The 18,113-nt window shown below is 57.4% G+C and carries 16 protein-coding genes and 1 pseudogene; 9 read left to right on the forward strand and 8 right to left on the reverse strand.

The annotated features are described in order from the left end of the window. Positions 1 to 41 precede the first annotated feature (41 nt). The 9 genes from ABL922_RS11975 (at position 42) to ABL922_RS12015 (ending at position 8,768) form a co-directional block, all read left to right on the forward strand. Positions 42 to 1,037 carry a type IV secretion system protein gene (locus ABL922_RS11975; protein ID WP_349024441.1) on the forward strand — a complete coding sequence of 332 codons (996 nt, stop codon included), beginning with the start codon at positions 42 to 44 and terminating at the stop codon, positions 1,035 to 1,037. A 13-nt stretch (positions 1,038 to 1,050) separates the two neighbouring features. Continuing rightward, positions 1,051 to 1,392, forward strand: a complete 342-nt coding sequence (locus ABL922_RS11980; RefSeq protein WP_349024442.1) for a hypothetical protein — start codon at positions 1,051 to 1,053, stop codon at positions 1,390 to 1,392. A 5-nt stretch (positions 1,393 to 1,397) separates the two neighbouring features. Further along, positions 1,398 to 2,084, forward strand: a complete 687-nt coding sequence (locus tag ABL922_RS11985) for a VirB8/TrbF family protein (RefSeq protein ID WP_349024443.1) — start codon at positions 1,398 to 1,400, stop codon at positions 2,082 to 2,084. A 5-nt stretch (positions 2,085 to 2,089) separates the two neighbouring features. Continuing rightward, positions 2,090 to 2,935, forward strand: a complete 846-nt coding sequence (gene virB9, locus ABL922_RS11990) for a P-type conjugative transfer protein VirB9 (RefSeq protein WP_349024455.1) — start codon at positions 2,090 to 2,092, stop codon at positions 2,933 to 2,935. Continuing rightward, positions 2,935 to 4,113, forward strand: a complete 1,179-nt coding sequence (virB10, locus tag ABL922_RS11995) for a type IV secretion system protein VirB10 (protein ID WP_349024444.1) — start codon at positions 2,935 to 2,937, stop codon at positions 4,111 to 4,113. The genes virB9 and virB10 overlap by 1 nt, the downstream gene beginning before the upstream one ends. Beyond that, positions 4,113 to 5,123, forward strand: a complete 1,011-nt coding sequence (gene virB11, locus ABL922_RS12000; protein ID WP_349024445.1) for a P-type DNA transfer ATPase VirB11 — start codon at positions 4,113 to 4,115, stop codon at positions 5,121 to 5,123. Before virB10 ends, virB11 begins: the two co-directional genes overlap by 1 nt. Positions 5,124 to 5,190: 67 nt before the next feature. Next, positions 5,191 to 6,930, forward strand: coding sequence for a type IV secretory system conjugative DNA transfer family protein (locus tag ABL922_RS12005; protein ID WP_349024456.1), 1,740 nt, complete (start codon positions 5,191 to 5,193; stop codon positions 6,928 to 6,930). Then, entirely contained in the window at positions 6,923 to 7,708 is a 786-nt protein-coding gene (locus ABL922_RS12010) for an LPD7 domain-containing protein (RefSeq protein ID WP_349024446.1), read from the forward strand. Before ABL922_RS12005 ends, ABL922_RS12010 begins: the two co-directional genes overlap by 8 nt. 151 nt (positions 7,709 to 7,859) lie before the next feature. After that, positions 7,860 to 8,768: a hypothetical protein gene (locus ABL922_RS12015; protein ID WP_349024447.1), complete on the forward strand. Its 909-nt coding sequence runs from the start codon at positions 7,860 to 7,862 to the stop codon at positions 8,766 to 8,768. Positions 8,769 to 8,772: 4 nt separating this feature from the next. On the opposite strand, the gene trpS is transcribed toward ABL922_RS12015, so the two are convergent. From trpS to ABL922_RS12055, 8 genes and pseudogenes are all read right to left on the reverse strand, one after another. Beyond that, positions 8,773 to 9,762: a tryptophan--tRNA ligase gene (gene trpS / locus ABL922_RS12020; RefSeq protein ID WP_349024448.1), complete on the reverse strand. Its 990-nt coding sequence runs from the start codon at positions 9,760 to 9,762 to the stop codon at positions 8,773 to 8,775. Continuing rightward, positions 9,762 to 11,423 carry a hypothetical protein gene (locus ABL922_RS12025; protein ID WP_349024449.1) on the reverse strand — a complete coding sequence of 554 codons (1,662 nt, stop codon included), beginning with the start codon at positions 11,421 to 11,423 and terminating at the stop codon, positions 9,762 to 9,764. The genes trpS and ABL922_RS12025 overlap by 1 nt, the downstream gene beginning before the upstream one ends. 5 nt (positions 11,424 to 11,428) lie before the next feature. Then, entirely contained in the window at positions 11,429 to 12,544 is a 1,116-nt protein-coding gene (locus ABL922_RS12030; protein WP_349024450.1) for a glycosyltransferase family 4 protein, read from the reverse strand. Further along, positions 12,544 to 13,575 (reverse strand): radical SAM protein, encoded by a 1,032-nt coding sequence (locus ABL922_RS12035; protein WP_349024451.1) that lies wholly within the window; start codon positions 13,573 to 13,575, stop codon positions 12,544 to 12,546. Before ABL922_RS12035 ends, ABL922_RS12030 begins: the two co-directional genes overlap by 1 nt. Positions 13,576 to 13,690: 115 nt before the next feature. Then, entirely contained in the window at positions 13,691 to 14,680 is a 990-nt protein-coding gene (locus ABL922_RS12040) for a hypothetical protein (RefSeq protein WP_349024452.1), read from the reverse strand. Then, positions 14,677 to 16,497, reverse strand: coding sequence for a hypothetical protein (locus tag ABL922_RS12045; protein ID WP_349024453.1), 1,821 nt, complete (start codon positions 16,495 to 16,497; stop codon positions 14,677 to 14,679). The genes ABL922_RS12040 and ABL922_RS12045 overlap by 4 nt, the downstream gene beginning before the upstream one ends. Positions 16,498 to 16,817: 320 nt before the next feature. Then, positions 16,818 to 17,861: a relaxase/mobilization nuclease domain-containing protein gene (locus tag ABL922_RS12050; protein ID WP_349024454.1), complete on the reverse strand. Its 1,044-nt coding sequence runs from the start codon at positions 17,859 to 17,861 to the stop codon at positions 16,818 to 16,820. Then, a pseudogene (locus ABL922_RS12055) lies at positions 17,861 to 18,113 on the reverse strand (hypothetical protein); the annotation flags it as partial. The pseudogene ABL922_RS12055 and the gene ABL922_RS12050, both read right to left, overlap by 1 nt.

The raw sequence follows: 18,113 nt of genomic DNA on the forward strand, positions 1-18,113 counted from the left end.
ATCAGCAACTGACCCAAATGCTCCAGGAATGAGTGCCGGATATGGATTTCAGCGATCATGTTTTCACAACGATGTTTGAGGCGCTGAGCAATGCGCTCGCTGCAATCGTCGGGAAATATGCGGCGGTGATCGGCATCGTCTCCCCGGCCCTGCGCATCGGAATCGTGATCTACATCTCGCTGCTCGGCTACGCGATCATGCGCGGTGCGGTGCAATATCCATTCCGCGAATATGCCTATCGCGGCTGTCAGCTCGCATTTCTCTATTTTGCCGTCACCTCGCTCTACGGAACCCAGATCGGAATGTTCGCGCTGGGCGGTCTCCCCGGCCAGTTTGCCACCGCGCTTGGCGGTTCGGACGTCGGCGGTCTTGGCGGGTATTATGACAAGCTCGCAGGAACGGGTTTCGAGACTGCCAACACGATGCGGAAGATCGCCGCCGATTACCAGCAAACCCAAGGCACTCTGCCCGACATAGGTTATGCGGTCTTTTCCGGCTTTCTCGTGGTGATGGTGATTGTTGCCACTTTGCTCTGCGCGGCGATCGGTTTCGTTATCAGCGCCTTCGGACTGTTTGCACTCGCCCTATTGTCGGTGGTCGGACCACTGTTCGTGGCGGCTTTGCTGTTCGAATCCACGCGCGGCTATTTCTTCGCCTGGCTGGGTGCGTGCATCAACTACCTGATGCTGATTGTGTTTGCGCTCGTGCTGACATTGTTCCTGACGCAGACCGGCGATGCCGTCATCGCCACGATTTCGGAGAATGACGAAATCGGCATGGCCGCGATCAAGGCGCTGGCTTTTTACGCGCTCGGCTTCTTTTTCTTCCTGCAAATTCCGATGCTGGCCGCCTCGCTCGGCGGCGGCGGCCCTGCGCTCGCCAACCAGTTTGCTTCGGCGATTGCAGCAGCGGGCGGGTTCGTCGCCGGGCGCGGCGCGACGGCGACACAAGCAACCAGTCGCGCCATCGAACGCGGCTTTGCGCGGGGCATCGCCCGGATGCGGACGTCAGGCTCGGTCAGCCGTGGGACACAATAAAAGGGAGTAAGTCATGGGTAAGCGCCTTCTGAGTATCGCGGTGTCACTGGCACTGATTGTGCCGGTCAATGCTGCCACCGCAGCGCCAAAATCGCCAAAGCTGGCCAAATGCGACGGCAAGCAGCGCCGCCCGGCCAATCCCTATGGTTCGATCCTGCCAAGTGTCGATCCGCTTGCCGGAACATCAACGCCAGCAGACCCGCCACAAGGACAGGAACGGGAACGCAGAGGCGTCGAGGTCTTCCCCGAGAAGAACCCGGCTACACCAAAGCCCGAAACGCCGAATGGCAAGTCTGAGCGCCAAGTGCCGCCGATCAGCAGCCTGTCTCCGCAAATATCCAACCAGAGCTGCTGAGCGTCATGGCGATCGGCGTCACAGACCGGGAGGATCTCAAAGCCTATTTTGCGGAAGCCGCAAGCTGGGATCACGACCGGCTGATTGCAGCGGGCCGCTCGAAACGGCTGGCGTGGATGGTCGCGGGTGTCGCGAGCGGTCTCGCGATCACCGGGGTTGCAGCGGTGGCGATGCTGACGCCGCTCAAGACCGTCGCGCCCTATGTCATCACCGTCGATAAGGCGACCGGCGCGAGCACTATCACCTCGCCGATGTCAGGCGACAAGCAGATCACCTACAACGAGGCCGTCGCCAAATATTTCCTCGCCGACTACGTCCGCAACCGCGAGGGCTGGATACCGCAGGCGCGCCAAGAGTTCTTCGAGGGCGTACTGGCGATGTCGTCGCGCGACGAGCAAGCGCGATGGACCGCGTTCTACGGCAAGGACAATCCCAAATCGCCGCAATCGGTCTTCACCGATCTCGATACCGTGTTCATCGCCGTCAAGTCAGTCACCTTCGTTTCGGCGAAGGTCGCGCAAATACGCTTCACCAAGACCCTTCAGCGCGGCTCGACTGTCACAGACACGCCCGCCATTGCGACCGTGACCTACGACACCACCGATACGCCCACCACCGAACAGCAGCGGTTCAAAAACCCTCTCGGGCTGGAAGTGCAGACCTACCGCGCCGACCTGGAGGTGACGCAATGAGACGAATGAGCTGCCTGACGGCTATTGCACTGCTGCTTACCAGCGCACCGGCGCTGCCGGCCGAAACCCCGCGCCCGACGGCGCAGGACAATCGCATCCGCGAAGTGATCTACAGTGACACCCAGGTTTTCCGGATTGTCGGCGTGTTCCGGTCGGCAACGCAGATCGTGTTCTCCCCCGGCGAGCGGGTCGAACATGTCGCGCTTGGCGATACGGTATCGTGGGAGGTCGCCCCGGCCGAAAATTCGCTGTTCATCAAACCCCGCGAGATGGCGGGGACGACAAACCTGATCGTCATCACCCGCTCCGCCACGGGCAATCGCACCTATACCTTCGAACTGTCGGCGAGACGCGGGGCCATCGGTGCGCGTTCAACCGACACCTTTTTCAAGGTCGTGTTCCGCTATCCGCTTGAAGAAGCGGCTGCGGCGCGGGCGGCCGCAACGCAGGCAGCCTACACCCAGGCCGTCGCGCTGCAAGCGGGCGCGATCCGCTCGGCGCTCGATCTCGCCGTTCTCGAAGGCAAGAGAAACCTCCACTACAGCGTCCAGGGCTCGTCGGCGATCCAGCCTTCAGAAATCACCGACAACGGCCAGTTCACGGCGCTACGATTTCCCAACCAGCGCGAGCTTCCCGCATTCTTCGCGGTCAATCCCGACGGGAGCGAAAGTATCGTCCCCTTCGATGTCCGCGACGAATTTGTCGTGATCCACGGTGTGTTTGCCCAGCTTCGCCTGCGGCGCGGCAGGGAGGTTCTGTGCGTGTTCAACGAAGCTCCGGATTTTTACGGGCGCGACCCGAAAACAGGCACGGCATCGAGCATCGTCGAACGCACGCAGGAGAGAAAATAATGGCCGACATTCCAATGGGCGAACGCGCAACGGTCGATCAAACGCCTGATCCCGAGGACATCGACCGCGCCCCGGCCACCGAACGCGCCAGCAAGATGCCGTCGATACCCGGCACGGCAATGGACCCGAAAAAGATGATCGGCTTTGCCGCTGCCGCAGGTGCCATCATGTTCACGGTGCTGGCGCTGGGAACAGGGCTAACCGGCAACTCCACGCTCCCCCCGGTCAAACCCAAACCGGCGCTCGAACCCGCGCAATATGATCCGGCAACGGTCATCGCACCGACCTTGGCAGGTGCGGCAACCGATCCAAACGCGCCGATTGCCGTGGGCGAACCGGTCGTTCCCGCGATTGGTGCCGGGCCTGCGCCGTCGCAGCTTCCGCCGCCTGGCGCACAGCAAGCCCGCCAGCCATCGCAAGCTGAAGTGCTGCGCGAAGCCGCGCGGCGGTCTTCGCTCATTGCCTATGGCGGGGAGCGCGACAGCGCCAGCGCAGGTATCCGTATCAGCGACAACGGCGGCCCGGCGATTGCCGGTCGCCAGCCCTCGCCTCTAGCCACCAATCTCGACACGCTGCGACAGACATCGGCAATCGGACAGGCGCAAGCCCGGACGCTTCCCGACCGTAATTTCCTGATTACGGCGGGGAGCTTCATCCCGTGCGTGCTGCAATCAGCGATGGATTCGAGCCAACCGGGCTATGTGAGCTGCATCGTCCCGCGCAATATCTATTCCGACAATGGCCGCGTCGTGCTGATGGAAAAAGGCACGAAGATCGTTGGAGAGTATCAGGGCGGTCTCGATCGCGGCCAATACCGGCTGTTCGTGGTGTGGACGCGGGCCGTGACCCCGCGCGGGATTGCAATAGATGTCGCTTCACCGGCCACTGACGCACTGGGACGTGGGGGCGTGGACGGGCGCGTCAACAACTTCTTCTGGCAGCGTTTCGGCACCGCGCTGTTGTTCAGTCTGGTCGAAGACGCGGCCACCGTGGGCGCAGAAGCCGTCGGCAACAGCGCCTCCAATACCACCCGCGTCCCCTCCGACGCCGCCTCGACGATTCTGCAACAAAACGGCCAGATCAAACCCGTGCTGCGTAAAAACCAGGGTGAAGATGTCGGCATCACCGTCGCTCAGGATTTCGATTTCTCGACGGTTTACGGCCTCGCGCTGAAGTAATGGCTGCGCCGGGCAAAAATACCGCTGTCCTCGACAACGTGACCGCGCCCTTACGCAAATATCTCGATGACGAGCGTGTGACCGAACTCGTCATCAACCGACCCGGCGAGGTCGGCATTGAACGCCGTGGCGGCTGGTCATGGGAAAGCGAACCCAGCCTCGATTTCAAGAATCTGATGGCGCTTGCGACGGCCGCAGCCGCTTTCACGAACCAAGACATCACCCGCGAAAACCCGATTGTCTCGACCATCTTCCCGACCGGCGAGCGGGTACAAATCATCGTGCCGCCAGTCGTTCCCGACGAGACGGTATCGATCACAGTGCGCAAGCCATCGACCGTCACGATGACGCTGGCGGATTTCGAGGCGGCGGGGCTGTTCAAGGAAACGCGCATCGCTGAAAAACAGGTGTCGGCCCAGGAGCTGGACTTGCTCACGCTGCTCAAGGCCGGCCGCCATGTCGAGTTTTTCGACCGCGCGGTGAAAGCCAGGCTCAACATCCTGATCTCGGGTGCAACCGGCTCGGGCAAGACCACGCTGTCCAAGGGTTTGATCCAGCTCATCCCACCCGAAGAGCGATTGCTGACGATAGAGGACACGCGCGAGCTGATCGTCCCGCACAAGAATGTCGTCCACATGCTCTACGCCAAGGACGGCCAGGGCACCGCGAACGTCACCGCCAAGCATTTGCTGGAAAGCGCACTCAGGATGCGGCCCGACCGCATCCTGCTCCAGGAGCTGCGCGACGGAACGGCCTTCTTCTACCTCCGCAATGTGAACTCGGGCCATCCCGGCTCGATCACGACCATCCATGCCGATTCAGCCGAACTCGCGTTCGAGCAACTGACCCTGCTGGTCAAGGAAAGCGAGGGCGGCTCCGATCTGGCGCGCGGCGACATCCGCGCTCTGCTCAAGATGCTGGTCGATGTCGTGGTGCAAATCAAAAAGACCGATGGCGAATTTCGCGTGACGGAGATCTATTATGACCCAGAGAGCAGGCACCTCGCCTGACGGCGGGGCGGCACGACTGCTGATCGCCATCCCGCTCGGGGCTTTGATCGCATTCGCTATCGCCAGCATGATCGGATGGATGGTGCTGGGTCTTCCGGTGGCGGCCTATGATCCGCTCAAAATGCCGCAGTTCATCTGGTACTATCGCGGCGATCCGCGTGTCGTAAGGGCTATGGCAGGTGGTCTGGCGGGCGGGCTCACGCTGCTCGCCGGGCTGGTCTATGCGCTGTGGGTGCGCGGTGCTCCGCTCCACGGGGCTGCGCGGTTCGCCAGCGAACGCGAGATCAAGCGACACGGTTTCCGCTCGGTCGCGGGCATCGTCGTCGGGCGCAAGGGCGGGCGCTTCCTGACCTTTGGCGGGAGCGAGCATGTCCTCGTCGAAGCGCCAACCCGCTCGGGCAAAGGCACCGGCATTGTCATTCCCAATTTGCTGACATGGCAAGGTTCGGTGGTCGTCCTCGATGTGAAACGCGAGAATTTCGACGCCAGCGCAGGCTTCCGTGCGAGCTACGGCCAGCAGGTATTCCTGTTCAACCCTACCGATCGGCAGGGACGCACCGCGCGCTACAACCCGCTCGCCTATATCGACCGTAGCGACGCCGACGACGTGATCATCGAACTACAAAAGATCGCAACGATGCTGTTCGTCGCGCCTGAACGCGGCGAAGCCTTTTGGGCGAATGGCGCGCGCACCGGCTTTACCGGCGTCGGGGCATGGCTCGCGGAAACCAGCGACGAACCGCTGACGATGGGCGCGATCTACCGCTATCTGACCGAAGGCGATGCGCGCAGCTTCTTCAAGAAGGAGCTGGCCGATCCCAAAGTCATCCTATCGACCGGATGCCGAACGGCACTCAGCGATTTTGCCGGTGGTTCCGACAACAGCTTTGCCGACATCAAGAAGACCATCACCAACGTCCTCGGCCTATGGCTCAATCCGCTGGTCGATGCTGCAACAGCCGCCAGCGACTTCGAACTGCGTGAGCTTCGCAAACGCCATATCTCGATCTATCTCGGCGTTTCCCCCGACGAACTCGACCGCATCGCTCCGCTCTACAATCTGCTGTTCCAGCAACTCGTCGATCTGAATGTCCGCGATTTGCCCGATGCCACGACCCCTGTGCCCGTGCTGGTCATCCTCGATGAATTTGCGCGGCTCGGGCGCGCATCGGTCATCGCCAGCGCCTTTTCCTATGTCGCGGGCTACGGCATCCGCTTGCTTCCGGTCATCCAGTCACGCTCGCAATTGCGCGGGGTTTACGGCGAGCGTGTCGCCGATGAGATCGTCGCCAATTGCGGGGTCGAAGTCGCGTTCACCCCCAAGGAACTGCGCGTTGCGAACGAGCTGTCGGAGCGCATCGGCTATGTCGGGCAGGAGAGTGTCACCCGATCGCTGACGATCAACGGCCTTCTCGCCAACCGCTCCAAATCAATTTCCGAACAGCGCCGCGCACTGATGCTGCCCCAGGAACTGATGCAGTTTCCTGCGGACAGATTGATCCTGCTGCGCGGCGGCATCCCGCCGATCATCGGCACCAAGATTTACTATTTCAAAAGCCGCTTCTTCGGAAAGCGGGTGTTGCCTCCACCCGTGGTACCGCCAGCCGAAAAGCAGACGAGCATTGCCAACACGCCCGCACCGTTCCGCGACATGACCGACGAAGAGGCAGAGGGGAATCCCGCACATCCGTTCAAGCCAGACGACATCCGCACCGAAGACTATCCCAGCTTCAATGCTGACATGGTGACGCTGGATCGCGACGGCAAAGTAACCGGCATCATTGAGGAGGGTGATGAACATGGCTGACAAACTCGAAGGAGATGCAACGGATGGACAAAGCCGCACGGCGAAGCCCAAGCCGGTCGCCCCCGCGTCCACCCGCGCAAAGCCCAAGCGAAAAGCCGAACCTCCAACGATCACCGACGATCTCACCGGCAAATTTCTGCGCGTTGGTAACAAACTCTACCGCACATCGGACGACAAGACGCCAATTGTGCGGATCGAGCCAGACCGGCTGAAGACCAGTAACATCGACGCCCTTCCCGACATCATCAGGATCGCAAAGGCCAATGGCTGGACGTCGATCAAGATCAATGGCGGTGATAAGTTCAGGAAGGCAGCTTTCCTAGCCGCCGCCGCGCACGGCTTGGCAGTCGAGAATTATTCACCGTCAAAGGTTGTCCAAGCCGAGGCCGAGCGCCTCCACGCGCGGCTCGCACAACGGGAAGAGCGCCGCGATAAGAAGAAGTCCAGCACGACCAAACCGCATACTGGAGATGAACTGGGTAAGCTCAAAGCCCTCTCAGATCGGTTCCTGCGCCAATCACACGCCGAGAATGCCCGTGACGCAGACCTGCGCCGCGCGCAAAGTCTGGTTGCCCAGACCATTTCGATCACCCGCGCGAAATATCCTGACGATCCGGCCAAGGCGACAAGGGAGGTCGAAGCCAGACGCCAGGATGTTGCCCTTCGCATCGCCAAGGGCGACAAGATCGCCGTCATTCAAGTGCGGAACCAGCTGGCACAGCGCTCGCAAGAAATTACGCAGGATCAGGTTTTACAACGCGGCAGACAGACACGATGAAATTGTCGGGAGCTGGGTTGCACGACGGCAACTGCGTTATCAAAAATCGCTTGTTTAAGATAGGCCGCGGACTAAATTACACTCTCGTCATACCATCTTTGGCACATACAATTCATTTGGCACGGATATTATGAGATCAGCGATATCAGATTTGTCAGGCGAGTTGGAAGTCTATGCCGAATTTGACGCAACTTGCGCAATCACTTCTCATCAAACTTATGAAGATTTGCCGTTGGATTTCATTACCAGCGCCGAGTACGGTGATTTGGCAACCCAGCCGCACGATAGGCTGCTGATCTGGCACCGTGATCTGTGCTGGTGTTTGTTGAAGGATATGACGCCCGACCGGTCCATTGATCTGGAAAAGGGCTGTCAGCGCCTTGGGACGATTATCGATGAGGTCCCTCGGGATACCGTCTATACTTACGCCTCTCGCGCCTACACCCAGTCGCCGGAAACCTTCTCCGGGCTAATCGAGGAACAACGCTTCATTCTAGGCCTGCAGCAAGCCTCGAAATGCCTACTCTCCTTGACCCAGCACGCAGCAAAGCTGCCCCGTGCCGCAACTCAGCAAAGGGATATCGAGCCGCTCTTGGCTGGGATTCTTGAGCTCAATTCGATCCTTGCAGATGTCATCATGAGCGTGGACGCTTCTACCTTTGTCAGTAGCATCGAGCCACACTTCATAAGGCGCGCCGTGCTCGGTCGGGAATATTATGGACCGACGGCGGCACAACTCCCCTTGGTCAGTTTTGAAGCACTATTGTATGGAAACTCGGCAAGCAACGAACTGCGCAAGCATGCACTCTTCCAGCGCGCATACATGCCGGCAACACTACGAAAGATCATCGACCACGCTCACGCGTCCCCTCCGCTACTGTTCGAAGCAATTGAAGAGGCAGCGAGCCGCCAGATCGAGAAATATATCGGCCGTTTTCGGCGCGTACATTTGGCAATGGCCCGGAAAGCATTCGCTCTCCAAGCAAGCCCAAGCGAAAAAGCAAGGCAGATTCTAGAGGTTCTTTTGGACCATCAAAGCCGCACTCGACCGGAAGACTGATGCTCTAAAAACCCATCGCTAGTTTCGCCTTACGCAACGTGGCGGTCGCTTGCTCCCGAGCAGTAGCAGAGCAAGTGGCGACCAATCTTTCGAGTTCGACTTGGTCGCCCGTCAGTCGATTGATCTCAGTACGGACGGGCGCAATCGTCGCGACGATCACGTCGGTGAGTTCTTTCTTGAGATTGCCATATCCCTGTCCTTCGAATTGCTCGACCACGCCTGCAGGCGTTCCGCCTGTCAGGGCTGAGTAAAGATCGATTAGGTTTCGCAAGCCAGGCTGTTCATCGGAATAAACGATGCGATTGAGCGAGTCGGTCACCGACTTGCTGATCTTCCGTCGGATAGCATCATCTTCGTCATCGAGAAATATCGTGCCCTGGACACTGTCGATGCCCGACTTCGACATCTTCCGATCCGGATATTGCAGGTCCATGATCCTAGCTCCGATCTTCGGCACCGTCGCTTTGGGAATCACGAACGTTTCCCCATATTTCGCATTGAAACGGCCCGCGATGTCGCGGGTTAGTTCGATGTGCTGAAGCTGGTCGGCACCGACCGGCACGAAGTTTGCTTGATAAATTAGGATATCAGCGGCTTGCAATACAGGGTAGCCAAACAGCGCCATTGAGGCACCCTCTTGATTCTCTTTACTCTTGGCTTTGAACTGGGTCATCCTGCGCAGTTCGCCCATGTAGCTCAGGCTCGAAAGAAGCCAGGATAGTTCAGTGTGCTCGGGCACTGTGCTCTGGAAGAATAATACAGCGTGCTTCGGATCGAGTCCGCAAGCGAGCAATCCTGCCATCGCGCCAAAGCGATTTCTCCGCAGAACTTCTGGCTCGGGAGGCGTCGTGATCGCGTGAAGATCGGCGATCATATAGAATGAACGATCATCGGAATCTTGCGTTCTGATCCATTGAGATATCGCTCCGACATAATTTCCAATGTGAGGGACGCCGGTGGCCTGAATTCCGGAGAGGTAAGTAGCCTGTGTCATCAATGTCTCCAAATGCGCTTAAAATTCCGGACGATCCGACCTTTCATGTCCGAGAAACAGGAAAATTCTTCAGCATCTGGCTGTTCGCCCCACCATTCGGTGGAGATCCTATAAATCTCTGTTAAGCTCGCCGCCGCTTCCTCGCCAGCAATAAGTGCTGTCGCCGATGGATATCTGCGAATTACATCCTCAAATCGATCATACAAGCGACGGGCAACCGGCTTTAGCAGACGCCAGGCGTCAACATTCGGTGACGCGGATGGATACGTCGAGCACCTTTTGCGTTCGTCGACCACCGGATCGTCAGAGGTTAAATCCAACTGGTCGGCGTGCTTGTACCGTTCCATCAGAACGGCGCGCAGATGGCGATCAACGGCTCGCTGAAGTCCTTCTATAGCTGTCATTACGGACTGCATCGTTTCCCGGTACATGCTGGCGGAGAGGCCCCCCACCGGTTTCAACGCATGATAACATGTCGTAATTCGGCAATCGATGCCGAGTTCCTCCCCGACCAGGACCAATCGTTCCATCTGCATGGCGGCGGCCTCGCTTCCCGTGAGCTTGGAGGCATTAAGCGGAGGCATGAGGACAATGTCGAATGTAGTCCTGCATTCATTTGTTAGCACACTTCGCCGCGCAAACGACAAGGATATCCAAGCCGCAATTTCAGCTTCCGCGAGGTCGATTGGCAAGAACACGACAGCATTAGCGTTGTGGGCGTCAGTTGTCGTGGCACGAGCGTGCCACCGCGTAAAGATCGCATCGAGTCTTCGATTGCTGGCATTCAACGCCTTGTATCTGTCGTTATCTAGGTGTGCGGCTCTGTAGAATGAGAAAGCTGCCAGTTCAGACCGCATTGTACTAGCCAGCTGTTCGAGGCAGCCTTCGCACTTGACGGATTCGAGATCATCGCAAGGAGGCGCTGCTTTCACCTGCGTCCACACACTCTTCGGTGCCCGACAGGTGAGCCAGCGTTCGCTTGCGGGACCAGGCGTCGGCGTCACCCGCTCAAGCAACCAACGCTCGATTGCCGCAGTGTCATCGGGCGCATCGCCGAGAACAGGTCCTTGGCTGGACCGACGAAGCCGCTCGCCCATGTCATCGGTGATCTTCACAGCCGGTAGCGTACGAACGCGAGGCACCTCACCGTCAGTGTCGAACATCGCCTGAACCCGCTTCTGCAAAGCGAAAGGGTATTCGAAATATCGGAAACCGTCCGGACTCGTGAGGACCTCGTCGGGCTGACAAGCGACAAGGTCGGCGGCCATCAACAATGGATACACTATATGGCCAAGCGTCAGCTCACCGCGCGCCTCAAGCGCCTTCAACGTGGGATTGCGGAGTAACGGTCGAGCGCTAGCCAAGCGCAGAAAAAGCGGCACCAACGCTTCCAAGCCCACTATTTCGGACTCTACGACAATCGACACATGATCGGGGAAATAAGCCTGAAGCGCGGCACGAAAGGACTGCGTGACATCCGGCACCGGCAACGCTGACCCATCGAAACTCTGATGATCGCACAAAAGCAAGGTAACGTCGAAGCGCTGCGAAAGTTCCGCAATCGGTTTGATCCAGCCGAAAAATGTCCCGATATGTGGGCGAGCGATAACGCGCGTCGATGCAAACAAACGAGGCCTCGTGCTGCGCGCGTGGATGCTCATCGCCGTCAATCAAGCAGTTCGTGATAAAGGGCTGCGTGAAACCCGCGGACCTCGTTCATTGTGTGTTCTCGCTGGATATAGGCAGCTGAATTCGAACCGAGATTCTGGCACAGGGCGTCGTTCCTCGTCAGCAACTCAATCGCGTCAATCACTTGGCAAAGCGTCTGCGCGTGCAACCCTGTAACGTTATGCTCGACGATTTCAGTCAGCCCTGGGCTCGACGAAACGACCACGCCAAGACCACAGGCCATAGCTTGTAACAACGCGTTTGGCTGACCTTCCCGTTCAGACGGCAGCACGAACACATCGCATGCCTGCAAATAGGCTAGCGGCTGACTTGTCCAAGGAAAAATGGCCATGTTACCGGGATTGCGTTCAACCACGGCTCGAAGTTGACCCTCAATAGAATCATCGTTGTGGGCACCCGTGCCGACCATGATCAGTGCACAATCTTGAAGTCGCGCGCCGGCATCTTGCCATAATTTGGCTAATGCTAAAACGCGCTTGCGCGCGACAAATCGTCCTAGAAATAACACCAGTTTTTTGTCGCTCGGCAACCCGAGTGCCTCACGTGAAGCGATGCGCTGTGAAATCGATGGCGGCTCGAAATAGGGTGGAACGCCGCGCGGACAAACTCGAAATTTATCACTTAAGAGGCCTCTTTTCAGTAACTCGTCTCGTTGTCGTGTATTGAGGCCGATAATTCGCTTATTAATCGAGTACCAGAGTCTCGCTTCCAGCCGGGAGCCGGTTCTAGTTGTGATGTTTCCGTATGTAGCCACTGTCGTGATGACTGTTCGGCCGCGTGCGCGTAGCATCAGCCCGGCGGAGAGCTGCAAAGCGCGCGTCAACGGTGTCGGCCAGATTTCCATGAAATGAACGATTTCAACGGGGCTAAAAGCGACCTTCCATGCCAATCTTGCAAGATTGGCGTAGCCCAGTATTTCAACGCCTTCGATCAATCCCGACCGGCCCACGCAGCACAAACTGATGTGCCATCCCGAACCATCTAAGCTTTTGGCTGCTTGGACCGTCGCGAACTCAAGCCCAGCGAGTTGCTCTAGGGGACTATAAGGCAACACCATCGCGATCCAGCCACGTCGAGCTTCGCTCGCACCCATCAGTTGACTGGGTAAGTCGGCGCCAATCCGTGCGTGCGTAGCAAGGTGGCAAAGGAATTCGAATCGGCGGTCGCCCGGCTAACCCGACCAACCATGTCGGCCAAGAGAGACCTCGCTTCTTCTGCCGCGACAGCGGTTGCTAGGTCCGCGCCAAGCGCAAAATCGTTGGATGGGCAGGTGGTCATCCAACCCGTCGTTGACAGTTTTACACCGTATAGCCCTTCTTGGCAGTATTGCCGACAGCCATCGCAAATTTTGCCGCGCATTGTCGGTCCGGCGCTGTCCTTGAACCGGACCTCGACGCCATTGCAATTGACCCAGGCGAACCGACATCCGAACCGCAATTCCTCGCGCAAATTACCATATTTGTCAGCCAAGCGATCTTCAATTCCGTTCACTGCAATGTACTCGCGCTGCCACATGTCGCGACGCTCATCTGAGTAATAAAAGTCAAGCACGCTGACATGCAAAGTACCGTTATACTTAGCCTTCATCGTTGCAGCAAAATCCACGATCGCTTCAAGATCGTCCCTATTGGTGCGCATCAGGACGAAGTTGATTCCGACAGGAATGCCCGCGCCCAGCGCGGCTTCGATCGCTACAACGGCATTGTCCAACGTTTGCTCGGGACCCTGCGCCAAGCGCGCAAATTTTCTCCGATCGAGCGAGTCTAGCGACACCTTTATCAAATCGAGATGTGGCGCGATCGCTGGCATCATCTTTGGCAAGGCATATCCATTGGATGTGAGCTCAACGACATCGAACAAGTCCGCTGCCGCTCGAATGATATCCGGTAGGTGCTGGTTCGTCGTCGGCTCGCCCCCTGTAAAGGACACTCGGCGAATGCCTACGCTAGCAATCGCTGCGAGACAGCCGACATAGTCATTGACCGAAATCTTCCTCTTCGCCAGATGTGGCGGGGAGCGATCCTCCATTCCTGAGGCTTTGGGGCAATAAACACAATCAAGATTACAAACGGACGCCACCGAAGCCCGCAAGTACATCGTTTCAACCTCACCCATGGCGTCCATCGCTTCCTATTTCCTTTTCATTAACTCCCTGGTCGCAAGAACACAATCTTCCGCTATATCCTTGACGTGCCCCCCCCCGATTGTTACCCCTCAGAGGTGGAGCAAACCTGAGTATTTAGAACGACTCGCCGATATGCTTGCGCACTTCGGCGATCATGTTCCCAACGGCTTCACGTGCACGAAGTCCCCCGCACCGAAGAATTTCCTCAGCATCTTGTGGTGAAATTTTTAGGTGGGCCTCTCGATAGGGTCCCACAACGTCCATGAAGAGTTCAAGCAGCTTGGTTTTCATGTCACTATAATCAAAGTGACTACTTTCGAAATCGGCGGAAAATACCTTACGCGCTGCCTCTCCCCCAATCGCTTCTGCATACGAGAGCAGGACAGAATCTTCGGTTGGGAGCGGATTTCCATAGCTGACCGACGTGGTGACGATTTTCGCGACCTTATCCTTGATCATGTCCTCGTCGCCAAAAAGGTAAATTTCGTTCCCCATGGCGCCATCCATCTTATCTCGTCCCTTCAATCCACGGATGAGCACTGGGTCAGGCCTGTGGTATTCCGGTACCGGAAGGAAGTCCTCACCGAAAACACCGCGCAATCTCTTCGCGACATCGCGGGCACTTTCGACGTGAATTTTTTGGTCGTCACCAACCACAACATGTGTTGCTCGCAGTGACAGAATGTCAGCAACCATGAGCAGCGGGTACATATAAACGCCAGCAGTCGGTTCGCCTGATTCTTCCAGCACTGGGTTTCGGGTTAACCTGCCATGGCTGGTAATGCCGGCCAGAAACCACATGAATTCGAATATTTCCGGCACATCGGACTGTCGATAAATAACGCTGTATTCAGGGTTAACCCCAACCGCCAAAAGTTGCCTTGTGAGTTCTGTTGTCCGCTTGTGCGTATTTAGGAAGTCAGATTTTTCTTTCCAAGTTGATCGGCTGTGATGATCGGCAATGAAAACGAAGGAACAGCTTTGGCGTGCATATTGCAATGCACAAACGTCACGCAGCACTGCGCCGTAGTGGCCGATATGAAGCCCCTTTAGCGGGCGAAAGCCAGAAGCAGTCCTGAACGGGAACGTGTTTCCAACGTTCATGCTTGCCACTCTTCAATCAATGGATATCCAACAGCAGAGATGAAAGTTCGGCAATCAGCAATCGCTTCGTCGAACTCTGTCGCAAGCATTTGCGGGTAACCCAAGACGATCAGAAGGATTTCGGTGTTTTTCGGAACCTTGTCAAAATCGACCATGGTCCGCTTGTCAGGACCTTGAAACACGGAAGCAATTATACCCTTAGAATCGCGGACAACCGGCTCGTGAGGGGAGCATCTTATGTCCTTGTTGGCGATCCCCAAGAAAGTCTCGCCGTCGGTTGCGACATCGAAAGTTATCCGGCTTCCGGATTGCACGCGGTGAATGCCCATCAAAACACCGGAGCGCAACTCCAGTGAAAGAAGCAGCGCAGGTACCAATAGCTCTGGAAACCGGCCCTTGGTGACGAAATCGTCGTATTGCCGTGCGACAGGATATTTGCGTGCTCCAAAAAACTCTCCATATCGGCCCAGCGTTCCCTCGATATGGGTTTTCCTAGCCATGATAACCGGCATGAGTTGATCGCGCGCCTGCGCGACGTAGTCTTGCACCACATTGGCTGCAATTGGTCTAAGGCGGAACGCAGCAAGGCGAGGGCATTTCTCTGGGACAAGTGCCATCGTCGAGGTGCAACGAAAGGAGGACAATTCCGACGCTTTAGCCGGACCTTGAAGTGGCGTGGCTTGATCGTTGGCACTTTGGTCCAACCTTGGCTCTGCATATGTAGCCTTCAAATAGGGTGTTCCCTCATTTCCCGTGCCTTTAGCTTCTTTCGGCAGATATCGCATTGCGACGCCAAAATGTTTTGAGCGCCATGCAAACAGGTCGTCATCGAAATCCTGCACAACCTGAACGAAATCCTGACCCTCAGAGCCTGCTAGTCGCGCCGCTTCGAGTAGACCAGGCAGGGTGGCAATGGGCGGCGGCGTCCATTCGGCAATTGCCTTGCCCTCAAGTTGGTGCCCGAGCGCAGTGCGCTTGGTGTCGCCAAGGCCACGAACGAGCGTATCGAGTCGTTGGAAGCGTTGTGACTGGATCGCGCTCGCATCACCAGTGTCTTCGCGAAACCCGTCGAAAAAATGAAGTACGGGCATCGTCTCGAAAACTTTCCAGTGTTGCAGAAGGAAGTCTGAGAAATAAGTTGCTGCCTTCAGCGCTGCAGTCGCCCCGAGCCAGTTTTTTTGAAGCGCCAATGCGGGCAACGTCTCAAGCGAAGCGAGGATTCCGGCGAAACAGCATTCGGTCGCATGGATCATACGAAGAAACATAACTTCATCATGCCAGGTCGAACGCGGCAGACAAAGGAAATGAGAAAGTTCCCGGTCGGCATTGTCGGAGAAATATTCCCAGTCGCTTGCGTAATTGCTCATGTCGCTACTAATGATGCGCGTGTCCGGCAAACTGCCGACCGCTGCAATTTCACTAAGCAAGTCCAGCGTGCGGACACGTTCGCGCAAGTGCGCAACCAAATCCTCCTGCTTATTTTCCTGCTGGTAACGGTAGCCAATCACGTTTTTCGGCGGCTCATCATTGCTGTCGAAATAGCTTAGCCGATCCTGTTCAAAATCATGCCAATCTCGCATTATGATCGCCAAGGCGCGACGTGCGCGGCCATGCCGTTCTCCGAGCGAGCGAGACTGGTTCGCCAGCAGGTAACGGTCAAGCAATCGCATATTGGTATAGTGGACATATCGAGGCTTTTCAGCCTTTTGCAGATAGTCTTCAGCTACAAAAACGTCATTAACTAGAGCAAAAGCGTTGTGAAGGCTGTTGTCATCAATGTGATTAGATCGAATTGATTCTGAAACGTCGTAGAGCAAGCATGCAGAGCTACGCATATCGGCATGCAGATTGGCGCGGCCGGAGTAATTCACTGCGTCTAGATAGTCGGTCGCTCTCAGTCGCCGGAGAAGTGCTCTGTGCTTTTCCATAGCATAGTCCCTAATATCCTGTGCAGCACAGCGCAAAATCCCGCCTGCCGAAAATGTCGGCGTTTGGCTTGAGATTAGGCAACAGCCCCACCTTCACCACCTAGACAAAGGAAGCGTAAGAAAACAAGTATCTTATGAATTCAACAACTGCCCAGACGAGCGAGCAGCGCGATTTGCTCACAAAGGGCGACCTTTCCAATTGCCCCGTCCTATCGCATTCGAGACGGGCGATTTCGGGTTGGATCGATCGCCTCCGGAGACGTTGCTCGGTTAAGTCGCTGTGCGTGATGCTCGGCGAAGACCTCCGGCGTGGCATTCATTCCCTGATGCTTGGCGAGGAACGTGCGAACATCCTTGGCAAGCTCCCGGTCATCGGCCTGTCCGGTAGCATCCAGCGCAGCGGCAGTTTGTTCATAGGCACGGCGTATCTCTTGCCAGCGGAATGTGCCGGCTGCGATGAATGGTGGCAATTGATCCTGGCCCCGCGCAACCGCGATAGCCTGCTCGTTGGTGCGGCGGTCGGATTGGGTAATCTGACGACTACCTTCGGTTCGCAGCCGCGCCCGCAATTTGACCAGCGCCATACTTGATCCGGCAATCCCTTGTCCTCGCGCCCGTCTCGGTGTTGCTTCGGCGGCAACGCCCCGCGCTCGCAGCTCTCGGGCAAAGCGTTCGCGGAAGCGATTGAGCTGAACCGGTCGGGGATTGAACCTTGAGCGATCCAGTCCCTCGGCATGCACCGTCAGATGGACATGCGGGCGCGGTGTGTCGGTATGGAGGGCTAGGGCATAATCGTGATTGTCGCTCAGCTCGGCATGGGCCAGCGCGCGGACAGATCCCAGCACTTTATCGGGGTCGGTTCCTTCGGGCATCGAGAAGATCAGTGACACCGACGACACCGTAGGCCGCGACCGCCATTGGAGCGTGTCGCTCCACTCCTCCGCGCGCTCGGCAACGTCATCCTTGGTTGTCAGGATTTCGCCGTCGCGGGTTTCGATGTCCACTTCGCCCTTGCGTCCAATATAGTCGAGATGGGCTTTGACATGGCTACCGCCCCGTTGCCGACCTGTGACCTTGACCACAACCTCGGGCGCTTTACGAACAATCCGCGCAAGTTTGGCCCGCGCTGTCGGGCCGGTGGCAAAGCCGTAACTGGCATAGAGCGGAACGCGCGGCGTGCTGGTGGGGTCATGGATATAGCGCACCCGAAACGCCGGACGGGTTGCTTCCCACAAGGCCGATTCCAGACTCATCAATCCGCGACGGTCCAGTAGCTCGCATCGCCGCGCATGGCATCGCCAACCGCTGTTACCTGCTCGGAGATTTCCATCCGCATGTCGGCGATCCGTTGCAGCTCCGGTTCGATCTGTTTGTCGCCGGTTTCGAGCATGGACGCATTGGCGGCCTTCATCGCCTGATTGAGATTGCGGCCGATACGCAGCAACTGCATTCTGATCGGCGCAAGTTCGGCAAGCAGCCCGTCATCGACCCGCGATTTCAGCGCG

Source organism: Sphingorhabdus sp. (assembly GCF_040079335.1).
Taxonomy (GTDB): Bacteria; Pseudomonadota; Alphaproteobacteria; order Sphingomonadales; family Sphingomonadaceae; genus Sphingorhabdus_B.

Excerpts from the sequence above, each read along its gene's own strand:
- ABL922_RS11980 (WP_349024442.1), top strand. The coding sequence starts at position 1,051 with ATGGGTAAGCGCCTTCTGAGTATCGCGGTGTCACTGGCACTGATTGTG.
- ABL922_RS12005 (WP_349024456.1), top strand. The coding sequence starts at position 5,191 with ATGATCGGATGGATGGTGCTGGGTCTTCCGGTGGCGGCCTATGATCCG.
- virB11 (WP_349024445.1), top strand. The coding sequence starts at position 4,113 with ATGGCTGCGCCGGGCAAAAATACCGCTGTCCTCGACAACGTGACCGCG.
- ABL922_RS12035 (WP_349024451.1), bottom strand. The coding sequence starts at position 13,575 with ATGGACGCCATGGGTGAGGTTGAAACGATGTACTTGCGGGCTTCGGTG.
- ABL922_RS12025 (WP_349024449.1), bottom strand. The coding sequence starts at position 11,423 with ATGAGCATCCACGCGCGCAGCACGAGGCCTCGTTTGTTTGCATCGACG.
- ABL922_RS11985 (WP_349024443.1), top strand. The coding sequence starts at position 1,398 with ATGGCGATCGGCGTCACAGACCGGGAGGATCTCAAAGCCTATTTTGCG.
- ABL922_RS12040 (WP_349024452.1), bottom strand. The coding sequence starts at position 14,680 with ATGAACGTTGGAAACACGTTCCCGTTCAGGACTGCTTCTGGCTTTCGC.
- ABL922_RS11975 (WP_349024441.1), top strand. The coding sequence starts at position 42 with ATGGATTTCAGCGATCATGTTTTCACAACGATGTTTGAGGCGCTGAGC.
- ABL922_RS12050 (WP_349024454.1), bottom strand. The coding sequence starts at position 17,861 with ATGAGTCTGGAATCGGCCTTGTGGGAAGCAACCCGTCCGGCGTTTCGG.
- ABL922_RS12030 (WP_349024450.1), bottom strand. The coding sequence starts at position 12,544 with ATGGGTGCGAGCGAAGCTCGACGTGGCTGGATCGCGATGGTGTTGCCT.
- ABL922_RS12010 (WP_349024446.1), top strand. The coding sequence starts at position 6,923 with ATGGCTGACAAACTCGAAGGAGATGCAACGGATGGACAAAGCCGCACG.
- trpS (WP_349024448.1), bottom strand. The coding sequence starts at position 9,762 with ATGACACAGGCTACTTACCTCTCCGGAATTCAGGCCACCGGCGTCCCT.
- virB9 (WP_349024455.1), top strand. The coding sequence starts at position 2,090 with ATGAGCTGCCTGACGGCTATTGCACTGCTGCTTACCAGCGCACCGGCG.
- virB10 (WP_349024444.1), top strand. The coding sequence starts at position 2,935 with ATGGCCGACATTCCAATGGGCGAACGCGCAACGGTCGATCAAACGCCT.